Raw genomic sequence first — 18593 nt, forward strand, 5'->3', positions numbered from 1 at the left:
CGTGAGCACACTCTCCGAAGCCGATTGGGAGCAGGACGCGCTCGAGACTCTGGCGGAGCCGCTGGGGTGGCGCACGCTGCCGGGCGAGAAGATCGCGCCCGGCTCCGGGGAGCGCGATACGTGGGACGACCTGCTCATCCGTCCGCGGCTGCTCGACGCGCTGCGGCAACTCAACCCCGGTGTGCCCGGGCACTTCCTTCAGCAGGCGGCATCCGAGATCGCGTCGGCGAAGTCACAGGATGCGATCACCGAGAACCACCGCATCCACGAGTACCTCGTCGGCGGATATCCGCTGAGCTACATCGACTCAGACGGCGTGGAGCAGAATCCGCGGCTGCGCCTTCTGGGCTCGGATCCGATCGACAACGACTGGCTCGCGGTCAACCAGGTCACGCTGCGGCAGGGTGACCTGCACCGCCGGTTCGACATCGTCCTCTACGTCAACGGCATGCCCGTGAGCATCGTGGAACTCAAGCGCGCCGGCTCCGCCTCCGCCGGCGTCGCCGATGCCCACAAGCAGCTGCAGACCTACCTGCGCGAGTTCCCGATGGCTTTCCGGTTCTGCGTGTTCACTCTCGCCAGCGACGGTCTCGACGCGAAGTACGGCACGCCGTTCACTCCGGTCAACCACTTCGCACCTTGGAATGTCGACGACGACGGCGTGCCCCTGACCCAGCCGCGCGTCGAGAACGGAGTCTCGGTCGAACCCATCGACGATGCGCTCAACGGGCTCTACAACCAGGAGCGTTTCCTGCAGCTGGTGCGCAACTTCACCGCATTCGACGAGAACTCGGATGGACTCGCCAAGCGCATCGCCAAGCCGCACCAGTACTTCGCCGTGACGAAGGCCGTCGGCTCCACCGTGCAGGCGGTCGAGACCAACGGCAAGGCCGGCGTCGTGTGGCACACGCAGGGGTCCGGCAAGTCGATGGAGATGGAGCTGTACGCGAACCTCGTGTCGCGGCATCCGAAGCTCAAGAACCCCACCGTGATCGTCGTGACCGACCGCACCGAGCTCGACGGCCAGCTTTTCCAGACCTTCGAACAGAGCCTTCTTCTCGCCGAGAAGCCGGTGCAGGTGCGCGAGCGTGCACAGCTGCGCGACGAGCTGACCAATCGGGTCACCGGCGGCATCTACTTCACAACGCTGCAGAAGTTCGGACTTACCGAGGGGGAGAAGCAGTCGGGCACGCAGCATCCGCTTCTCACCGACCGCCGCAATGTGATCGTCGTCGTCGACGAGGCGCACCGTAGCCACTACGACGACCTCAACGGCTACGCGCGTCACCTGCGCGACGCGCTGCCGAATGCGACGCTCATCGCCTTCACCGGCACCCCGATCTCGTTCGCCGAGCGCGACACCCGTGCGGTCTTCGGCGACTACATCGACATCTACGACCTCACTCGGGCGGTGGAGGACGGCGCGACGGTCCCCGTGTACTTCGAGCCGCGACTCATCAAAGTGTCGTTCGCCGACGACGCCACCGAGGAGGACATCGACCGCGCTGCCGACGAGTACACCATCGGCCTCGACGACACCGAGCGTGCCCGCCTCGAGGCATCCGTCGCGGTCGTCAACGCCGTCTACGGCGCGCCGGAGCGCATCGAGACGCTCGCCGCCGACCTGGTGCAGCACTGGGAGGAGCGGCGCGAGCGCATGAAGCCGTTCCTCGAATCACCGGGCAAGGCGCTCATCGTCGGGGGCACACGGGAGATCTGCGCGCGGCTCTACTCCGCGATCATCGCGCTGCGACCCGAGTGGCACTCGGACGCGCTCGACGCCGGCCGCATCAAGGTGGTGTACTCCGGTTCCGCGTCTGATCAACCGCCGATCAGCGACCACGTGCGTCGCGAGTCGGAGAACAAGGCGATCAAGGCGCGCCTGAAGGATCCCGACGACGAACTCGAGCTGGTGATCGTCAAAGACATGATGCTCACCGGTTTCGACGCGCCGCCCCTGCACACGCTGTACCTGGATCGTCCGCTCAAGGGCGCGCTGCTCATGCAGACTCTCGCGCGCGTGAACCGCACGTTCCGGGGCAAGCAGGACGGTCTGCTCGTGGCGTACGCCCCACTGGCCGACAACCTCGCCAAAGCCCTGTCGGAGTACACGACCACCGACCAGGAAAACAAGCCGATCGGCCGTGACGTCGACGAGGCCGTCGCGATCGCAACCGAGCTCGTCGCCGAGATTCGCGAGATGCTCGCCGAGTGCGACTGGCGCACGCTGGTGCGCGAGGGTGGTTCGCGCGCGTGGCGCACCGCGGCGACGACCGTGACGAACTTCCTGCGCGATCCCACGAACCCTCTCAACGCGGAGGAACTCGGCGCTGATCGTCTGTCGATGCGATACCGCACCGCGACGGCGCGGCTCGCACGAGCGTGGGCACTCGCTTCCGGGCGGGTGGGCCTGGCCGAGTTGCACGACGAGATCGCCTTTTACGAAGAGGTGCGGGTGTGGATGGCGAAGTTCGACGCCGCCGAACGGCAGTCGCGCGACGAGCCGATCCCGGAGGAGATCTCGCGCCTGCTCGCCTCACTTGTCGCCGACTCCATCGCGCCGGGCGGCGTGGTAGACATCTACGACGCTGCGGGCCTCCCCCGGCTCGCGCTCGACGACCTCGGCCCAGACTTCCTGGCCAAAGCGCAAGCCGCCCCGAATCCGCATCTGGCGATCGAGGCGCTGCGCAAGTCTCTGACGGATGCCGGCGCAAAGGCGACCCGCGGAAACCTCGTGCGTCAGCGCGCGTTCTCGGAGCGCATCGCCGAGATCATGAACCGCTACACCAACCAGCAGCTGACGGCGGCCGAGGTGATCGCGGAGCTCGTCGAGATGGCGAAGGACGTCGCGGCAGAAGCGTCCCGCGGCGACCACTTCACGCCCCCGCTCTCGAGCGACGAGCTCGCGTTCTACGATGCGGTCGCCACGAACGAGTCGGCGCTCGACCTGCAGGGCGAGGACGTGCTCGCGCAGATCGCCCGTGAGCTCGTGGCCGTGATGCGCCGCGACGTGCGCACCGACTGGACCGTGCGCGACGACGTCCGGGCCAAGCTGCGGTCCTCCATCAAACGGCTCCTGGTGAAGTACAAGTACCCACCCGACAAGCAGCCCGAGGCCATCAAGCTCGTCATGGAGCAGATGGAGGCGATGGCGCCGCGGTATGCAGAGGAACGGGCACCACGCGGCTGACCGCGGGCCGCGATGACGATGGGGGATGTTCGATGGTGCGCATGATTCCGCCCTACCCGCGCGAGGGGGCGAACTCCTCGGAGCGCAGGATCTTCGACGCGCTCGAGGGCATCCAGGAGCGCGACGACTGGATCGCGATCCACTCGCTCGGAATCGGGCGCCACGCCTCGGCATTCCAGGGCGAGGCGGACTTCATCGTCCTCGTGCCCGGCAGAGGCATTCTCGTCATAGAGGCGAAGTCGCCGGCGTTCGTCGAGTACAAAGCGGGCGACTGGTACCTCGATCGCGTCCCCCAGCCGCAGAAGGACCCGCTCAAGCAGGTGGACGGCGTTCGGCGCAGCATCCGACGTCACCTCCGCGACCGCGACCTCCTCGCCGGTGACGAACCGATCGCTCGACTGGTCTGGTTCACCTCCATCAGCCGTCACCAGTTCGAGAACAAGACGCCGGGCGATCTGCAGTTCTTCGAGTGGGAGCTAGGGTGGCGCGACGACCTCAGCAAGCCGGCGTGGCTCGTCGAGAAGACCCTGGACGAATATCACCAGTGGTATGCGACCGTCGATGAGGTCGCATCGAACCCGTCGGGGTTCACGGCGGAGCACGCTGCGGCTGTCGCGGATGCCCTCGTCTCGGACTTCGTCGCGAAGCAGACGCCCGAAGAGCGCGTTCGCGAGCGCCGCGCGACCGAGATCAAGCTGCTGGCGTCGCAGGAGGTGGTCCTCGAGCTCATCGAGACGAACGACCACGTGTACTTCGAGGGGCCGGCGGGAACCGGAAAGTCGTACCTCATCTGTCAGTCCGCGCGACGGTTCAACCGCGAGGGACGAACGACGCTCGTCACGTGTTGGAACGTGCTCATGGCCGACGAGCTCCAGCAGTTCGTCGGCAGCTTGCCCAACGTGGACGTCGCCGACCTCAACTCGATCATGCTGCGGCTCGTCGGCATGCCGGCGAACCCTCCGGATGCTCAGACGGAGTGGTACACGCAGGAGCTTCCGAAGCGGGCGCTTGAGGTGCTGCGCGATAAGCCCCACCTCGGCGGCTACGAGGCCATCTGTGTGGACGAGTTCCAGGACATCGCGGGCAACATCCATCTGCTCGAGGTGCTGTTCGCGCTCGCCGGTACGGGTCACCCAGCGGGGACGAGGCTCGTCTTCGCCGGCGACACGCGTCAGCAGATCATGCGCCGAGCAGCCGAGCATGTCGAGCCGTTCGCGATCGCCAAGAGCCTTGTCCCCGACCTCGTCCATGTCCGCGTGCGCCGAAACTGCCGGACGGTACCTGGACTGACCTCCGCGGTCGAATCGACGCTCGGGCAGAAGCTCGGCTACACACGTCACCGCGTGGCGAAGAGCGTGCCGGGTGGGCTCACCAAGATCGATATCGTCGGCGGCAACGAGACGGGAGCCCTCGCATCCGCCCTGCGCGGTCTGCTGCAAGAACACGCGCCGGAGGACATCGTGGTGCTCAGCCCCTTCGCTGCCAAGCGGTCACTCGTGGGGCGACTCCTCGCGCGGCCGGAGAAGTCCCAAGACGAACGCTGGCTGCGGAAGCAGCTTCAGGCCGAGGGCCTTCCGGGCCGGATCCGGTGGCGTTCGATCTTCAAGTTCAAGGGGCTGGAGGCGGACGCGGTCGTCCTCACCGACCTTGACGACGACGCGAAGGACTTCATCGCCTCGCAGGGACTCGAGTGGAAGGATCTTCTGTACGTGGCGTTGACCCGCGCGAAGTATCGGTGTGTCGTGTTGAAGGCCGAAGCACGCGCTTCGCGCGGCGAGATGTAGAGGAGCCTCGCTTTGGCGATACCCAAGTGGCACGAGTTCATGGCGCCCATCCTGCGGGTGATGAGTGACGGGAGGACGCGCGACCGCAGCGAAATCACCGCCGCAGCCGCCGATGACGTTCAACTCACGGAGACGGAGCGTGAGGTCACTCTCACGACCGGGCAGCCGATGTATGCGAATCGAGTGGGATGGGCAATATCGCACCTCTCCAAGGCAGGCGCACTCGCCCGCCCCGAGCGTGGGCGCTACGTCATAACTGATGACGGGCGGGCGTTGCTCGCGAAGTATCCGGCCGTAACCCGTGCCGACGTTGAAGCCGTCACGGGGTACCGCCGGAAACGGTCAATCACCGAGACCACGGCGAAAGTCACGGAGGAGGTGGAGTCGCTCGACCCATCCGAGCTCATCGATCAGGGCATCCGCCAGATTCAGGAGGAGGTCGCCGCAGAGCTCCTTACGCGGCTTATGGCGAAGCCCCCCACATTCTTCGAGCAGACCGTCGTCGACTTGCTCGTCGCAATGGGGTATGGGGGCGCCGAAGGTCAGGCCAGGGTCACCTCAGCGACCGGCGACGGCGGCATCGACGGAGTCATCGACCAGGACACCCTCGGGCTCAACCGTGTCTACATCCAGGCGAAGCGGTACGCCCCGGACAACTCCGTCGGGCGCCCAGAGGTCCAGGGCTTCGTCGGCGCCCTGAGCGGCAAGGCAGACGGAGGGGTCTTCATCACGACCGGGCGATTCAGCCCGGGCGCACGTCAGTACGCCGAGGCGGTGCCGACGCGAATCATTCTCATCGACGGCGAACGGCTGGCTTCGCTGATGATCCGATTCGGCGTCGGCGTCCAAGCGAAGCAGACTGTGCAGATCGTGGAGATCGACGAGGACTACTTCGACTAGCGCATGCCTTCTCTCATCGCCTGGCTCGATGCGTCGAGCGAAGAACAGCGCCGTGTGCGCGACATCATCCGACTCTTCTCAGAACGCGAGAGCCGTGACGAGCTCGGCTTGGGACAGCTTCGCGACGCGATCGCGGACGCGCTCTTTCCCGGAACATCGACGCTGCTGACGCGTGCGCGCTACCTGCTCTTCGTCCCGTGGGTGTACCGCAAAGCATCCGGCCGCCCGAACCCCGTGGCCGAGGCGGATCGCTTCGAGCGCGACGTCATCCACGCCGTGCGGGCTTCCGACGACTACGCGGGGCTCCTCGGCATGCAGGCCGGCGAAGCGCTGAAGAACCTCCCGTCGGCTGTCTACTGGACGATGCTGCGGCACTACGGCATCCTCGCCGACCCCACTCTCTCGCGTGAAGATGCTCTCCGCCTCGACGGGCTGAGCATCGCGCCCGACGATCTCGGCGACTCCCCGAGCGAGCGGTTTCACGTCTGGTCGCGAACCCTGCCTCCGCCTCCCGACGGCTTCCCGAAGTCGATCCCCGACGGGTTCGCGCTCACGATCGATGAGGCGGCATGGCTGCGCGACCGCATCCTCGACGGGGCACCGGATACGCTGCTCGAGCACCTCGTCGTCGAGCGGCCTGCCGGTGAGAGTCCGTCGCCGTGGGCCGACCCGGCGGCGATCCGGGTCACGGGCGACGCACGCCGGCGTCTTGACGACGCGCGCTCCTTCTCCGCGCTCATGCACGGCGCCCAGCTGCTCTACAACCTGATGCTCGCCGAGGAGTACGAAGCCGCGGGGTATGACCGCCTCAACGACCCCGCGCAAGGATTCCGCGAGCGCCTCGATCGATGGGCAGACGAGCTGCCCGCCATGGTGAACCTCGAGACGTGGGACCTCGACGCACTGCTCGCACATGTCGAGCTGACGAGACACTCCCCGATCAACATCAACTCCCGCCGCTTCGTTCGCGGCTGGCGCGACCTGCTCATCGACGTCGGCCCGCACCGCGTCTCTGACAGCGCCCTCACCCGAACGTTCATGGCGAGGCGCGAACGGCAGCACAAAGGACCCCAGGCGCGCCTGGGCAACCGTGCGCGGCTGGCGGCGTGGGGCGGAAGCTCGGGCGCCGGTGCCCTCGTGTACCGGTGGCCGCAGGTGCGCACCATCGTCCTCGACATCCATGACGGGCTCGACCGAGGTCAGGAGCGGACGGATGCTTGAGCCGCAGTCACGCGCCGCTCTCACTGAGCAGCTTCGGCCGCCGACCGGATTCGAGTTGTCGCATGCGGTCGGAACGACATTCACGCTCGATCTCGCGACGGCCCTGTCCGTACCGCTGTCGTTCGCGTCACACCGTCTTGCCGCCGACGCAGACACTCTCGGCGTTCTCGACGCGATCCGTCGCGCAGCCGATCGCGTCGACGTGTTCGCGCAAGCCGGCGAGATTTCCATGGGCGCACGCTCAGATCTCGTGGCCTTCCTCGAGCCGATGATCCACCCCGTCGCGACACGGCGTGGGCTCTTCCACCCGAAGGTCTGGTTCTTGGAGTTCCGCGACGGCGAGCGCACTGCGTACCGATTCCTCTGCGCGAGCCGAAACCTCACCGCTGACCGCAGCTGGGACGTCATCGTCCGCCTCGATGGCGCCCCGGCGCCTGCCGAACGAGCCAACGCCGCAGCTGAGACGAATCGACCGCTCGCTGAGCTGCTGCTGATGCTTCCCACACTCGGCGTCCCCGCGCTCGCCGCCGAGCGACGGTCTCGTATCGAGCGCTTCGCCGAGCGTTGGCGAAGGGTCGAGTGGGAGCGTCCGGACGCCATGCGCAGCATCCGGTTCCACGTCTTCGGGCTGGGTGCTGGGCCCCTCCCTGACTTTCGAGGTCAGCGAGCGTTCATCGTGTCGCCGTTCCTGTCAGACGACGGGCTGCGGATCCTCCGCGCCGGCGTGCGCACCGAGACCCACCTGCTCTCGCGCGTCGAGAGCCTGGACCGTCTCCGGCCTGAGTCGATCGACGCGGCGCTCACGACGTACGTTCTCGACGATGCCGCGACCTATAGCTTCGAGGACGAATCCGCTCCTGGTCAGGCCGCACCGGTCCCCAGCGGTGATCGGCTGGTCGGGCTGCACGCGAAGGCCCTCGTAGTCGATCGAGCAGACGGTGCTCACGTCTTCCTCGGCTCGGCCAACGCCACGGGCGCAGCGCTTCACAACAACATCGAAGTCATGACGGAGTTCGTCGGACCGGTTCCGAAGGTGGGCGTGAAGGCGACGCTCGATGCCCTCGGCGAGCTGAAGGAGGAGTACCCCGCCACGGGAGGCGCTCAGCCGAGCGAGAAGGAAGAAGCGGAGCGCCGGCTCGAGGACTTCCTTCGACGCTTGGCGCGCGCTCGATTCTCCGCCCGCGTGCTTTCCAGTGACGCCTACTCCTTGCGAGTGTGGTCGGACGACGTGTCCGAGCTTGGGCGACTGCTCGACGACACGACGTCCGTACGCTGGAACCTCCTCACGCGACCGGACCTCGGGGGAACTGCGGCGAGTTTGAGCGAGCCGGACGGTGAGCTGATCGCCGACATCCCTCTCGCGGATATCACGCCGTTCCTCGTGCTCATCGCGCGCGACAAGCACGGCAACGAACGCCGGACCATCGTCGTCGCAAGGCTGCTCGACGACGTGGAGAGTCGGCGCGACGCCGTGATCGCCCGTCAGCTTACGGATCGAGCCGCATTTGTCCGTTTGCTCACGCTCCTCCTCGAACTAGCCGGTTTCTCAATGCTTCCCCTTCACGGATCGGGTGGTCCCGCCTTCTTCGGGACAACGGCGGCAGACACCGGCACCGGGCTCTTCGAAGCGCTCGTGCGGGCACTTGGAGAGCGCCACACGGGGCTGACGGATGCGAGGCGCATCATCGACTACCTGCGGGAGTACGGCGAGGACTCGATCCTTCCTGAAGGATTCGAGGAGCTGTGGCATCAGGTGTGGGCAGCACACCGCGAGCTGACGGGGCAGGAAGCGTGAGCACCGTCGACGTCGCCGCCGTGATGGCCGGCCTCAAGGGGTTTCAGCGGGACACGGTCGACCACGTCATGGATCGGTTGTACGGCACGAGTTCGGCGGGTGCATCCGGTCGATTCCTCGTCGCGGACGAGACCGGACTCGGAAAGAGCATCGTCGCGCGGGGCGTCATCGCGCGCGCCATCGAGCACCTGCAGGACGTGGATCATGTCGAGCGCATCGACATCGTGTACGTGTGCAGCAACGTCGACCTTGCGACGCAGAATCTCCGCCGTCTGAACGTGACGGGTGACGAACACATCGGCATGACGACGCGACTCACGCTGCTCGCGAAGGAGAGCCGTCGGCTCGCCGAACAGGCGCGTGGCGGTGGCAAGAAGGTGAACCTCGTCTCGTTCACGCCCGGCACGTCATTCAGCGAGGGAGGCTGGAGGCAGGGATCCGCCCCCGAGCGGGCGATGTTGACGGTGATCCTTGACAAGATCGCCAACCGCACCGACTCGGATCGTCGGGTCACACGCTTGCTGATGCACGGCACCGTCAAGACACCCGAGCGATTCGACCGGTGGTACGTACGCCCGCTTCAGCGCGAGCTCGCGGGCGATCCGGACCCGCGTATCGTCACCGCCTTCACCCGCATGATCGAGAACGACGGCTCGCTCGAGCGATTCATCGCCCTCCGCGACGAGGTACGGCGCAAACGATCCGTGCCGGCCGACCTCTGGCATGCCAATCACGACCTGATCGCCGAATTCCGGCAGTCCCTCGCCAAGGCCGGCGTGGACACGCTCGAGCCCGACCTGATCATCCTCGACGAGTTCCAGCGGTTCCGGCATCTGCTCAACCCTGAATCCGGCGACGCTGCCGAACTCGCGCACGCGTTGTTCGAGCATCCGGATGCGAAGGTCCTGTTGCTCTCGGCGACCCCGTACAAGCCGTTCACGAACAGCGATGACGTCGACGACGACCACTATGAGGACTTCCTCGCGACGGTGCGCTTTCTCGCCGGAGGCGCACCTGGCGCGGAGCGGGACGTCGCGGACACCTTGGCGTCGTACCGCCAGGCCCTGGTGGTCGGCGGCGACGCGGATGCCGCGGCCCGGCGCGTACGCGACGCGCTGACGCCGCTCATGACGCGGTCGGAGCGGCCCCCGATAGCCGAGCGCGAGGACCTCGTGGCGGTGCGCCACTTGGCGACCGCGTCGCCGACCGCTGCCGATCTGCGGGAGTGGGCCTCGCTTCGGGAACTGGGCCGCGCGGTCGGCGCACCGATCGACATCGAGTACTGGAAGTCGATCCCGTACTTCGCGAGCTTCATGGACGGTTACAAGTCTGCCGACCGCGTGAAGCAGAGGCTAGCGGGGCCGGATGCGGCGGACGTGCGCGCGCTGCTCGCATCGACTCGTTCCCTCAGCCCTGCCCGGATCACGGCGTTCGAGCCGCTCGACCTCGGCAACGGGCATCTGCGGGCGCTGGCAGACGAAACCCTTGGGCGTGACTGGTGGAAGCTGCTGTGGGTCCCAGCGACGATGCCGTACCTCGAGCCTGGACCGGTGTATGCACCACTGTCAGACGGATCCGTCACGAAGCATGTCGTGTTCTCCGCGTGGACGGGCGTGCCGACCGCGATCGCTGCCCTTCTGAGCTACGAGGCCGACCGCCTGGCGGCAGGCGACCGGTCACTCCTGCGCGAGAACACGCCAGAGGCTCGAAAGGCTGTCGGTGCGCGACTTCAATACCGCCTGGCGGAAGGACGGGCCGCGGCGATGTCGACCCTCGCGCTCTTCTGGCCTCACCCGACGCTGGCGCAGCTCGGGGATCCGCTCGCGGCTGCCCGCGATCTCGGTCAACGGGTGCCACAAGCCGACATCCTCGTCCGCGTCGAACGCTCACTCGACAGCGGCCCGGAAACGGATCAGGTCGCGGACGCGGTGTTCGCCTACCCTGGGATGCTGCCGGATGATCTGCACTCTTCGTCTGCAGAGCAGCTCGTCGAGCTTCGCCGCGAAGAAGGTCGCTTCGGCGGCCTCCTCGAACATGTCCGTGCCGCGCTCGAAGTCCGTGGCGACGGCGTACGGCTGCACCCGGATCTGGCCCGAGTCGCAGCACACTCCCCCGGAAATATCGCATGGCGCGCCCTACGGGGCGTTGCGGGGCCGCGCGTGACTCCGGCAGGGCTGTGGGCCGCAGCGTTCGAGCTGGTGCGCGGCATCCGAACGCTCTTCAACCGCACTGAGTCGATCGCACTCCTCGTGACTCTCTACGGAGACGATCGCCCCTTCTGGCGCAGTGTGCTCGACTACTGCGCCGACGGGAACCTGCAGGCGGTCCTGGACGAGTATCTCTATCAGCTCTTGAGCGAGACGGGCGGAGACGAGACGGACGATGCTGGGCTGGCCGCGATCGCGCGTCGCGCAGTCGACGCAATGGAGCTCCGACCGGCGCGGTATGTCGCACGCGACAACTCACCAGAGCGTGAGGAGATCCCCATGATGGCGCGGTTCGCCCTGCGTTACGGCGGAAAGTACGCGGCGGAGGCCGACGATGCGACGGGTGTGCGTCAAGGAGAGGTGCGTGCCGCCTTCAACAGCCCCTTCGCACCCTTCGTCCTCGCGTCGACGAGCGTCGGCCAGGAGGGTATCGACTTCCATTGGTGGAGTCACTCCGTCGTGCATTGGAACCTCCCTTCGAACCCTGTCGACTTCGAGCAGCGGGAGGGGCGCGTCAATCGCTTCGCGGGTCACGCCGTGCGCAAGAACGTCGCACAGTCGCACTGGCCCGACGTCCTGGTCTCCGATGACGCGCAGCCATGGCGGATCGCGTTCGAAGCAGCAGCCGGCTCAGCTACTGAACTCGGGGAGTTCGCGCCGTGGTGGCTTTACCCAGGGCCGGCGCGAATCCACCGAGTCCTTGCGCACTACCCCTTGAGTCGAGACATCGACAAGTACGAGCGGCTCCGCGGCGCGCTCACGCTCTACCGGCTGACCCTCGGGCAGCCACGACAGGAAGACATGGTCGAGATGCTCGCGAAGCGTGGAATCGACGGAGATTCAGTCCCGACGATCGATCTGCGGCCGCCTCGCCGCGCGAATGTCGGTGTCTCCACGCTGTGGAAGAGTATGGATCGTGGTGATGGGGCACCGATGTCGGGCGATTCGTTGACCCATTCGTCTGGCAAGTGATGCAGCAAGGAGTGCCCATGCCCGAGTTCGACGCGCTTGACCACATCGAGGAAGCGCTCGATGCACTGAGCGAAGGCCTTGGCCCTGTGGTCGCCGCACGATTCGGCGAACTCGCACCGAATGTCACCCAGTGGACCGACATTCTCAAGCACAAAGACCGCCAGGCGGGCCGCAACTTCAGCAATTACAACCCTCGCGATCTGTCGCTCATCCTCCGTGCGTTCACGGAGTCATTCGGGTCAATGGGCTACCCGTTCGCAGCCACACTGGACCGCCAAGCTCAAAACTGGGCGAGCGAGTTGCGGAACGTGCGCAACAAATGGGCGCACCGCGAAGATTTCACGATCGCCGAAACTTACCGTGCTCTGGACTCGGCCGAGATGCTTCTGCGCGCCGTCGGCGCTTCGTCACAGGCTGACCGCATCCGCGCACTCAAGGCGCCCGCGCTCGTGGCAATGGCGACCGAATCGGGAGTCCCAGTCAGCACGTCGAACTCGACAGAATCGAGCGCAGTTCCTGACGGCGAATCGGTGGACCGCACGGCAAGCCCAGCGAGCGCAAGCACCGCGGTGTCCTCCGCAGCGGCCCTCGCTGATGCGAACGCCGCCACCAACGCGGTCGCGACGATCACCGTCAGCACCCTTCCGGACTTGAGCTTCGCCCACGCTCGCAATTCGATCGCAGTCGTCGACGAAGTCGTCGTCGATTACCGCGGCCCGGAGCTGCGAGGCGCCTCGGTGGAGGTCGAGGCCCTCTGCGCGGTCGGATCGCTCGGCGACCCGAAAGTCGTCATCGTCGATCTCGATGGAACCACGCCGACGACGCTGCGCAACGCCGACCTCGTCCTCGATTCTGCCCGGATGCTGGCGGTCGAACATCCGATGCCAGGGGTAGTGCGTGTCACGCTGCGGGACCCGACCGGCGCGACGATCGCTCAGCATGACACCGACGTGACCATACTCGCCGCGAATCAATGGCGGGCGAATCCGCCCCAACTCAGCCTCGAGCTGCTCGCGGCGTTCGTGCAGCCACAGTCTCCCGCGATCGCGCCGCTTCTCCGCGAGGCATCCGACCGTCTCCAGCAACTGACAGGAAGCTCGGCGCTCGACGGCTACCAGCAGGGTTCTCGTGAGCGCGTGGACGCGATCGTCGAGGCGATCTACGAAAGCATGCGGGCGCGCGACATCCGCTACGCCGAACCTCCGGCGAGCTGGGGACTCGACGGGCAGAAGGTCCGCACGCCGGCCGAGGTGCTCGAAGGACGGCTAGGTACGTGCCTCGACCTCACGCTGACACTCGCAGCCGCACTGGAAGAAGCCGGAATCAACGCGACCCTGTGGCTGATCGAAGGACACATCTTCCTCGGCTATTGGCGGGAAGACGCGAGCCTCGACGGCCCCGCTCAGATGGATGTCGCGGAAGTCGTCAATTACGTCGGCATCGGCCAGATCGGTCTCGTGGAGACGGTCCTGCTCACGGGCGGAGCCACGTCCAGGCCCTTCGCCGACGCGCGACGCGAGCCGCATGTCACCACGCTCGCGGGCGACATCTCGTCGATTCGCGGCGTAGCAGACGTCATGCAGGCCCGCCTCGCCGACATCTATCCGCTGCCCAGTCGGACGGTGACCGAATCGGGCGACGTGCACATCTCGGAGTACGCGGTAAAGCAGGCACCCACAGCGTTGGGCTACGCGCCGTCGGCAGAAGCCGTTGCCGGGAGCCCCGCGCGTGCCGTCCCGCCACGCGTAGCCCAGTGGAAGAACGCCCTGCTCGACCTGAGCCTGCGCAACCGGCTCATCAACTACGGCGACAAGTCCGGCTATCCCCTCGCGGTCCCCCAGCCTTCGCTGGCGACTTTCGAAGACATGGTCAACAACGGGACGGCGATCACGCTCGTACCGAGTGATCACATCCCCACCGTCGAGCGCAATCGCGGCATCAGGTTCGGCCACGACCTCCCCGAGCCGACGCGGGCGGGAATGCTCACCGAACGCAAGCAGGTCTACGTCGGGGTCACCGAAGCGACCTACACCGCGCGACTCCGCGCGCTTGCATACAAGGCGCGGACGATCGTCGAAGAGACGGGGGCGAACAACCTCTACCTCGCGTTCGGCATGCTGCGTTGGACGTTCAACGACCGCGAGCTGCGATCGCCGCTCGTTCTCGTTCCGGTCGCTCTCGACGCCTCGGGAGGCGGTAGGACGTTCAAGCTGAGCCTCGACGAAGCCGGTGAGTCGACCCCGAACTATTGCCTCCTGGAGAAGCTTCGCCTGAGCTTCGGTCTTGACATCCCCGGGCTCGCCAATCCCGCGAAGGACGACTCCGGTATCGATCTCGCCGCGGCGTTCACCGCGACCCGTCGCGCGCTTGCGGCGGCTCGACTCCCGTTCACCGTGGAGGACACGGTCGACCTGTCGATCCTGCAATTCGCGAAGTACCGATTGTGGAAGGACCTCGACGAGAACTGGACCGACCTGTCGCAGAACTCGCTCGTGAAGCATCTCATCGAGTCGCCGACGGCCGAATACGTCGACCCTTTCCCCGCCCCGACGAACGTCGACCTCGATGCACTGAGCAACGCGGTTCCGGTTCCCGCCGACTCCTCGCAGCTCGAGGCGGTCGCCGAAGCGGACGCCCTTCGCACCTTCGTGCTCGAAGGCCCGCCGGGAACCGGCAAGTCGCAGACGATCACCAACCTGCTCGCGCACTCGCTCGCCAACGGCAAGCGCGTCCTGTTCGTCGCCGAGAAGCGGGCGGCCCTCGACGTCGTGAAGGAACGACTCGACGCCGTCGGCCTGGGTCCGTTCTCGCTCGACCTTCACGACAAGGGCGCTCGTCCGAGCGCGGTCCGCGCACAGATCCGTGCCGCGATCGACGCGATCGCACGACCCGACACGGCGGCGCTCAAGGCCGACGCCGAAGCGGCGACGACCAGTCGCGGCTCGCTCCGCCGTTACGCGCAGCGTCTCCACGAGCCGAACGCCGCCGGGCTGTCTCTGTACACGGCGCGAGCGCAGCTCCTCGCCTCCGCCGACGACGTCGACTCCCTCGAGGTCCCCGCCGCGCTCGTCGCGACCGGGACAGAGGAGCAGTTCCGCTATCTCCGCGACCTGCTGCGAACGCTCCCCGAGATGGCCGATCTCGCCCATCCTTCGCGCCTCCACCCGTGGGGCTTCGTGTCGACCCGGGAGGGTTCCCCGCTCGACACCGCCGCGATCCACGCAGCCGCGCAGGAGTTCGATTCGGCGCTCGCCGAGTTGCGGATGCGGCAACCCGACCCCAGCCTGCTCGCGATCATGGCGGCCCCGAGCCAACTCGACCGTTGGGCGACGCTGGCGGCGGCGCAGCGGCATCCGCTCGACGCCATCGATGCGCTGTACGCGCGCACGCTGTCCGGCGAGGTACCCGCACTGCAACACCGTCTGAACACAAGCAACACGGATCGCCCGTGGTTCGCGTCGGTCGGGCCGGAGGTTCTCGACGGTGACGTGAAGGCGACGCATCAGGCCGCGCTCGCGGCGGATGCATCGGGGTTCTTCGGGCGCCGCAAGCGCCAGCGTGCGGTGCTCCTGCAGTACGGCCCTGCGCTTCACGTCGACGCGCGCACATTCCCTGCACGTCAGGTGACGAGCCTGACCGGAGAGGTCGCGCAGACCGCGGAGGAGATCGACTCGCTCCGCACGGCGCTCCTGAGCCTTCCGATCCCGCTCGTGTCGCCCCAGTGGAACCCGTACCTCCGCGAGGGGATCGATCCGGCGCGGAAGTCGCTCGACGAGGGCGTCCGGCTGGGGTCGGCGCTCTCCTCGACCGACGGCGATCCCGCAATCCGAGATGGACTTCGCCGGTACTACGCCGGCAGCGGTCCCGACAGTGAGCTGAGCGGCGCACTCACCCGGCTCGCGACGGCGTGGCGCGCTCTCGCGGCCGCGAGCGGCCTCGCAGAGCCCACGGGGGATCACAGGGATGCCTTCTCGACCTGGGCGGGTGAATCCGACATCTTCTCCACGTGGGAGTCGACGGCCGGCACTCGCAATGTCACCACGACCGCCCCGGTCACCCTCGACCGGTGGTTGGCCTTCCGCCGCCATCTCGAGCCGCTCATCCGGTTCGGGATGACCTCGGCGCACGACGCGCTGCTGACCGGCACGATCCCCGCCGACCTGGCCTCGCTCGCCCTCGACAAGGGGATCGCCCACGCCTCGATGCTCGAACGCGCGGACTGCCAGGCGATGACAGCGTTCGACGTATCGGCGCACAATCGCACGATCGACCGCTTCACCACGAGCGCGGCGGCGATCCGGCAGGGACTCCCCCGATGGATCCCGGCCGAGATCATCGCCCGCCGGCGGATCGACCCGTCCTACGAGGGCGGCATGATGGGCGAGCTCAAGCGGCAGCTCGCACGTCAACGCGGCGGCATGACAGTGCGCGCGCTCTTCGAGAACTACGGCGACCTCATCATCCAGATCGCCCCGTGTGTTCTGATGGGCCCCGAGTCGGTCGCACGCTTCCTCCCCGCGAAGGCGAAGCTCTTCGACATCGTGGTCTTCGACGAGGCGTCGCAGATCCGGGTCGCGGATGCCGTCGGCGCGATGGGCCGCGGCACCTCGGTCGTCGTCGTCGGCGACAGCAAGCAGATGCCGCCGACGAGCTTCGCAGAGGTGGGAACCGACATCGACTCGGACCCCTCGTCGGTCGCAGACGTCGTGGCCGACGAGGAGTCGATCCTCACGGAGTGCGTTCAGGCGCGGGTTCCGCGCAAGTGGCTGTCATGGCATTACCGCAGTCAGGACGAGGCGCTCATCGCGTTCAGCAACCACGCGTACTACGACAGCAGGCTCTCATCGTTCCCCGCGCCGTGGCCGTCGGCTGAAGAAGCCGAGGCGGACCACGGCATCTCCCTGGTACGGGTGGCGGGACACTTCAATCGGTCGGGTCGAGGTCGCGATCTCCGCACCAACACCATCGAGGCGGATGCGATCGTCCAGGAAGTCGCCCGAAGGTTCGCCGCATCCCCACATGAGACGCCGTCGATCGGAATCATCACCTTCAACGCGCAGCAGCGGACCCTCATCGAGACGCTGCTGCGGGAGCATCCGGACGAGCGGCTCGCGGCCGCACTCGACGCACGAGACGGCCTGTTCGTGAAGAACCTCGAGAATGTGCAGGGTGACGAGCGCGACACGATCCTCTTCTCGGTCGCGTTCAGCGCGAACGAGCGCGGCGTCGTCCCGCTCAACTTCGGACCGCTCTCCCGCGCCGGCGGTGAGCGACGGCTCAACGTCGCCATCACCCGCGCACGCCGCCAGGTGATTCTCTTCGCGAGCTTCGACCCCTCGGAGCTTCGCGCCGAAGAGACCTCCTCGATCGGCGTCAAGCACCTGAAGAGCTACCTGGAGCTCGCGGCCACTGGTGTCGAGTCCGTGACCGACGACGCCCACCGTGAACGCGTGATCGATCGTCACCGTGACGAGATCGCCGACGAACTGCGGGCGTCGGGCTTCGCTGTGTCCACGGACGTCGGTCTGTCGGATTTCCGAGTCGACATCTCGATCGCGGATGCCGCCGATCCGGGGCAGCCGCTGGTCGCGGTGCTTCTCGACGGCGAAGGATGGCGATCCCGGCGCACGGTGGCGGATCGCGACGGGCTTCCCGTCGAGGTACTCAAGGGCCTGATGAAATGGCCCGCAGTCGAACGCGTGTGGCTTCCCGAGTGGTTACAGCAGCGTGAGCAGACCCTGGCACGTCTGAAAGCGGCCGTGGTGAGGGCCGGCGCGGAGCATCGGCTCCGCAAATTCGAAGCAGACGATGCCGCCAACCCGGTTTCAGATGGCTCGGCCATTCGGACGGCTGTGGTCGCGCGGCCCCACGCCGACGCCGGGGCCGGCGTCGTTCGTTCTGCGGGAGAGAGCGTGCCGCAACGTCCGCAGCAGACCGAACTGCGCCATCGGCACCTTCGGCAGTACGTCGAGTGGGAACCCAAGCGATTCGGGACGACCGACACGCTCGACCGTCTGCCACATCAGGCCGCAGCCGATAAGGTCCGCGCCGTGTTGCGCGAGATCATCCAGAAGGAAGGGCCCATCCACAAGATGCGGCTGGCGCGCCTCGCCGCGGAGGCTTTCGGGCTGAGCCGTGTCAATGCGGCACGCGCTGACGCGATCCTTCGTTGCCTACCGTCGGCGTATCTGCGAACGACGGACAAGTCATGCGCGTGGCCCACCGGGATCGATCCTGTGGAATGGCGAGAAGTCCGCCGCAGCCAACCAGGTGATGGTAGAAACCTCGATCACGTGCCGCTGGACGAGATCGCGAACGCGATGGCGGTGGTCGCCGAGCTTGGCGGAGGCATGGGTGAGGAAGAGATCAAACGGCAGGCGCTCGCTCTGTTCGGAGGCAAGCGCCTCACCGAGGGCGTGTCGTCCCGCCTCACGGCAGGGCTGCAACGCGGACTCAACACGGGCCGCATCGAGCGGGATGGCCGAGGGCTGATCCGAAGCGTCGACCTCAGCTGACGCTGAATT

General features: G+C 66.9%; 7 protein-coding genes. All 7 read left to right on the top strand.

Annotated features, from left to right (window positions below; all coding sequences use genetic code 11):
- Nucleotide 1 precedes the first annotated feature (1 nt).
- The 7 genes from VFF97_RS06175 to VFF97_RS06205 are packed head-to-tail and all read left to right on the top strand — an operon-like array spanning nt 2 to nt 18584.
- Nucleotides 2–3190 carry a type I restriction endonuclease subunit R gene (locus VFF97_RS06175; protein WP_325032614.1) on the top strand — a complete coding sequence of 1063 codons (3189 nt, stop codon included), beginning with the start codon at nt 2–4 and terminating at the stop codon, nt 3188–3190.
- Between the two features lie 32 nt (nt 3191–3222).
- Nucleotides 3223–4974 carry a nuclease-related domain-containing DEAD/DEAH box helicase gene (locus VFF97_RS06180; RefSeq protein ID WP_325032615.1) on the top strand — a complete coding sequence of 584 codons (1752 nt, stop codon included), beginning with the start codon at nt 3223–3225 and terminating at the stop codon, nt 4972–4974.
- A gap of 12 nt (nt 4975–4986) precedes the next feature.
- Nucleotides 4987–5874, top strand: a complete 888-nt coding sequence (locus VFF97_RS06185) for a restriction endonuclease (RefSeq protein ID WP_325032616.1) — start codon at nt 4987–4989, stop codon at nt 5872–5874.
- 3 nt (nt 5875–5877) lie between these two features.
- Nucleotides 5878–7095, top strand: a complete 1218-nt coding sequence (locus VFF97_RS06190) for a DUF6361 family protein (protein WP_325032617.1) — start codon at nt 5878–5880, stop codon at nt 7093–7095.
- Entirely contained in the window at nt 7088–8890 is a 1803-nt protein-coding gene (locus tag VFF97_RS06195; protein WP_325032618.1) for a phospholipase D family protein, read from the top strand. The genes VFF97_RS06190 and VFF97_RS06195 overlap by 8 nt, the downstream gene beginning before the upstream one ends.
- A complete protein-coding gene (locus tag VFF97_RS06200) occupies nt 8887–12069 on the top strand; it encodes a helicase-related protein (protein WP_325032619.1) in 3183 nt (1060 codons plus the stop codon). The genes VFF97_RS06195 and VFF97_RS06200 overlap by 4 nt, the downstream gene beginning before the upstream one ends.
- Nucleotides 12070–12086: 17 nt before the next feature.
- Nucleotides 12087–18584 (top strand): DUF3320 domain-containing protein, encoded by a 6498-nt coding sequence (locus VFF97_RS06205; protein ID WP_325032620.1) that lies wholly within the window; start codon nt 12087–12089, stop codon nt 18582–18584.
- Nucleotides 18585–18593: the final 9 nt, after the last annotated feature.

Origin of the sequence: Microbacterium sp. (genome assembly GCF_035687345.1) — a bacterium.
In the GTDB taxonomy this organism is placed as follows: domain Bacteria; phylum Actinomycetota; class Actinomycetes; order Actinomycetales; family Microbacteriaceae; genus Microbacterium.

What these genes read in the sequence shown, in the direction of transcription:
- VFF97_RS06195 (WP_325032618.1), top strand. Translation starts at nt 7,088, where the DNA reads ATGCTTGAGCCGCAGTCACGCGCCGCTCTCACTGAGCAGCTTCGGCCG.
- VFF97_RS06190 (WP_325032617.1), top strand. Translation starts at nt 5,878, where the DNA reads ATGCCTTCTCTCATCGCCTGGCTCGATGCGTCGAGCGAAGAACAGCGC.
- VFF97_RS06180 (WP_325032615.1), top strand. Translation starts at nt 3,223, where the DNA reads ATGGTGCGCATGATTCCGCCCTACCCGCGCGAGGGGGCGAACTCCTCG.
- VFF97_RS06205 (WP_325032620.1), top strand. Translation starts at nt 12,087, where the DNA reads ATGCCCGAGTTCGACGCGCTTGACCACATCGAGGAAGCGCTCGATGCA.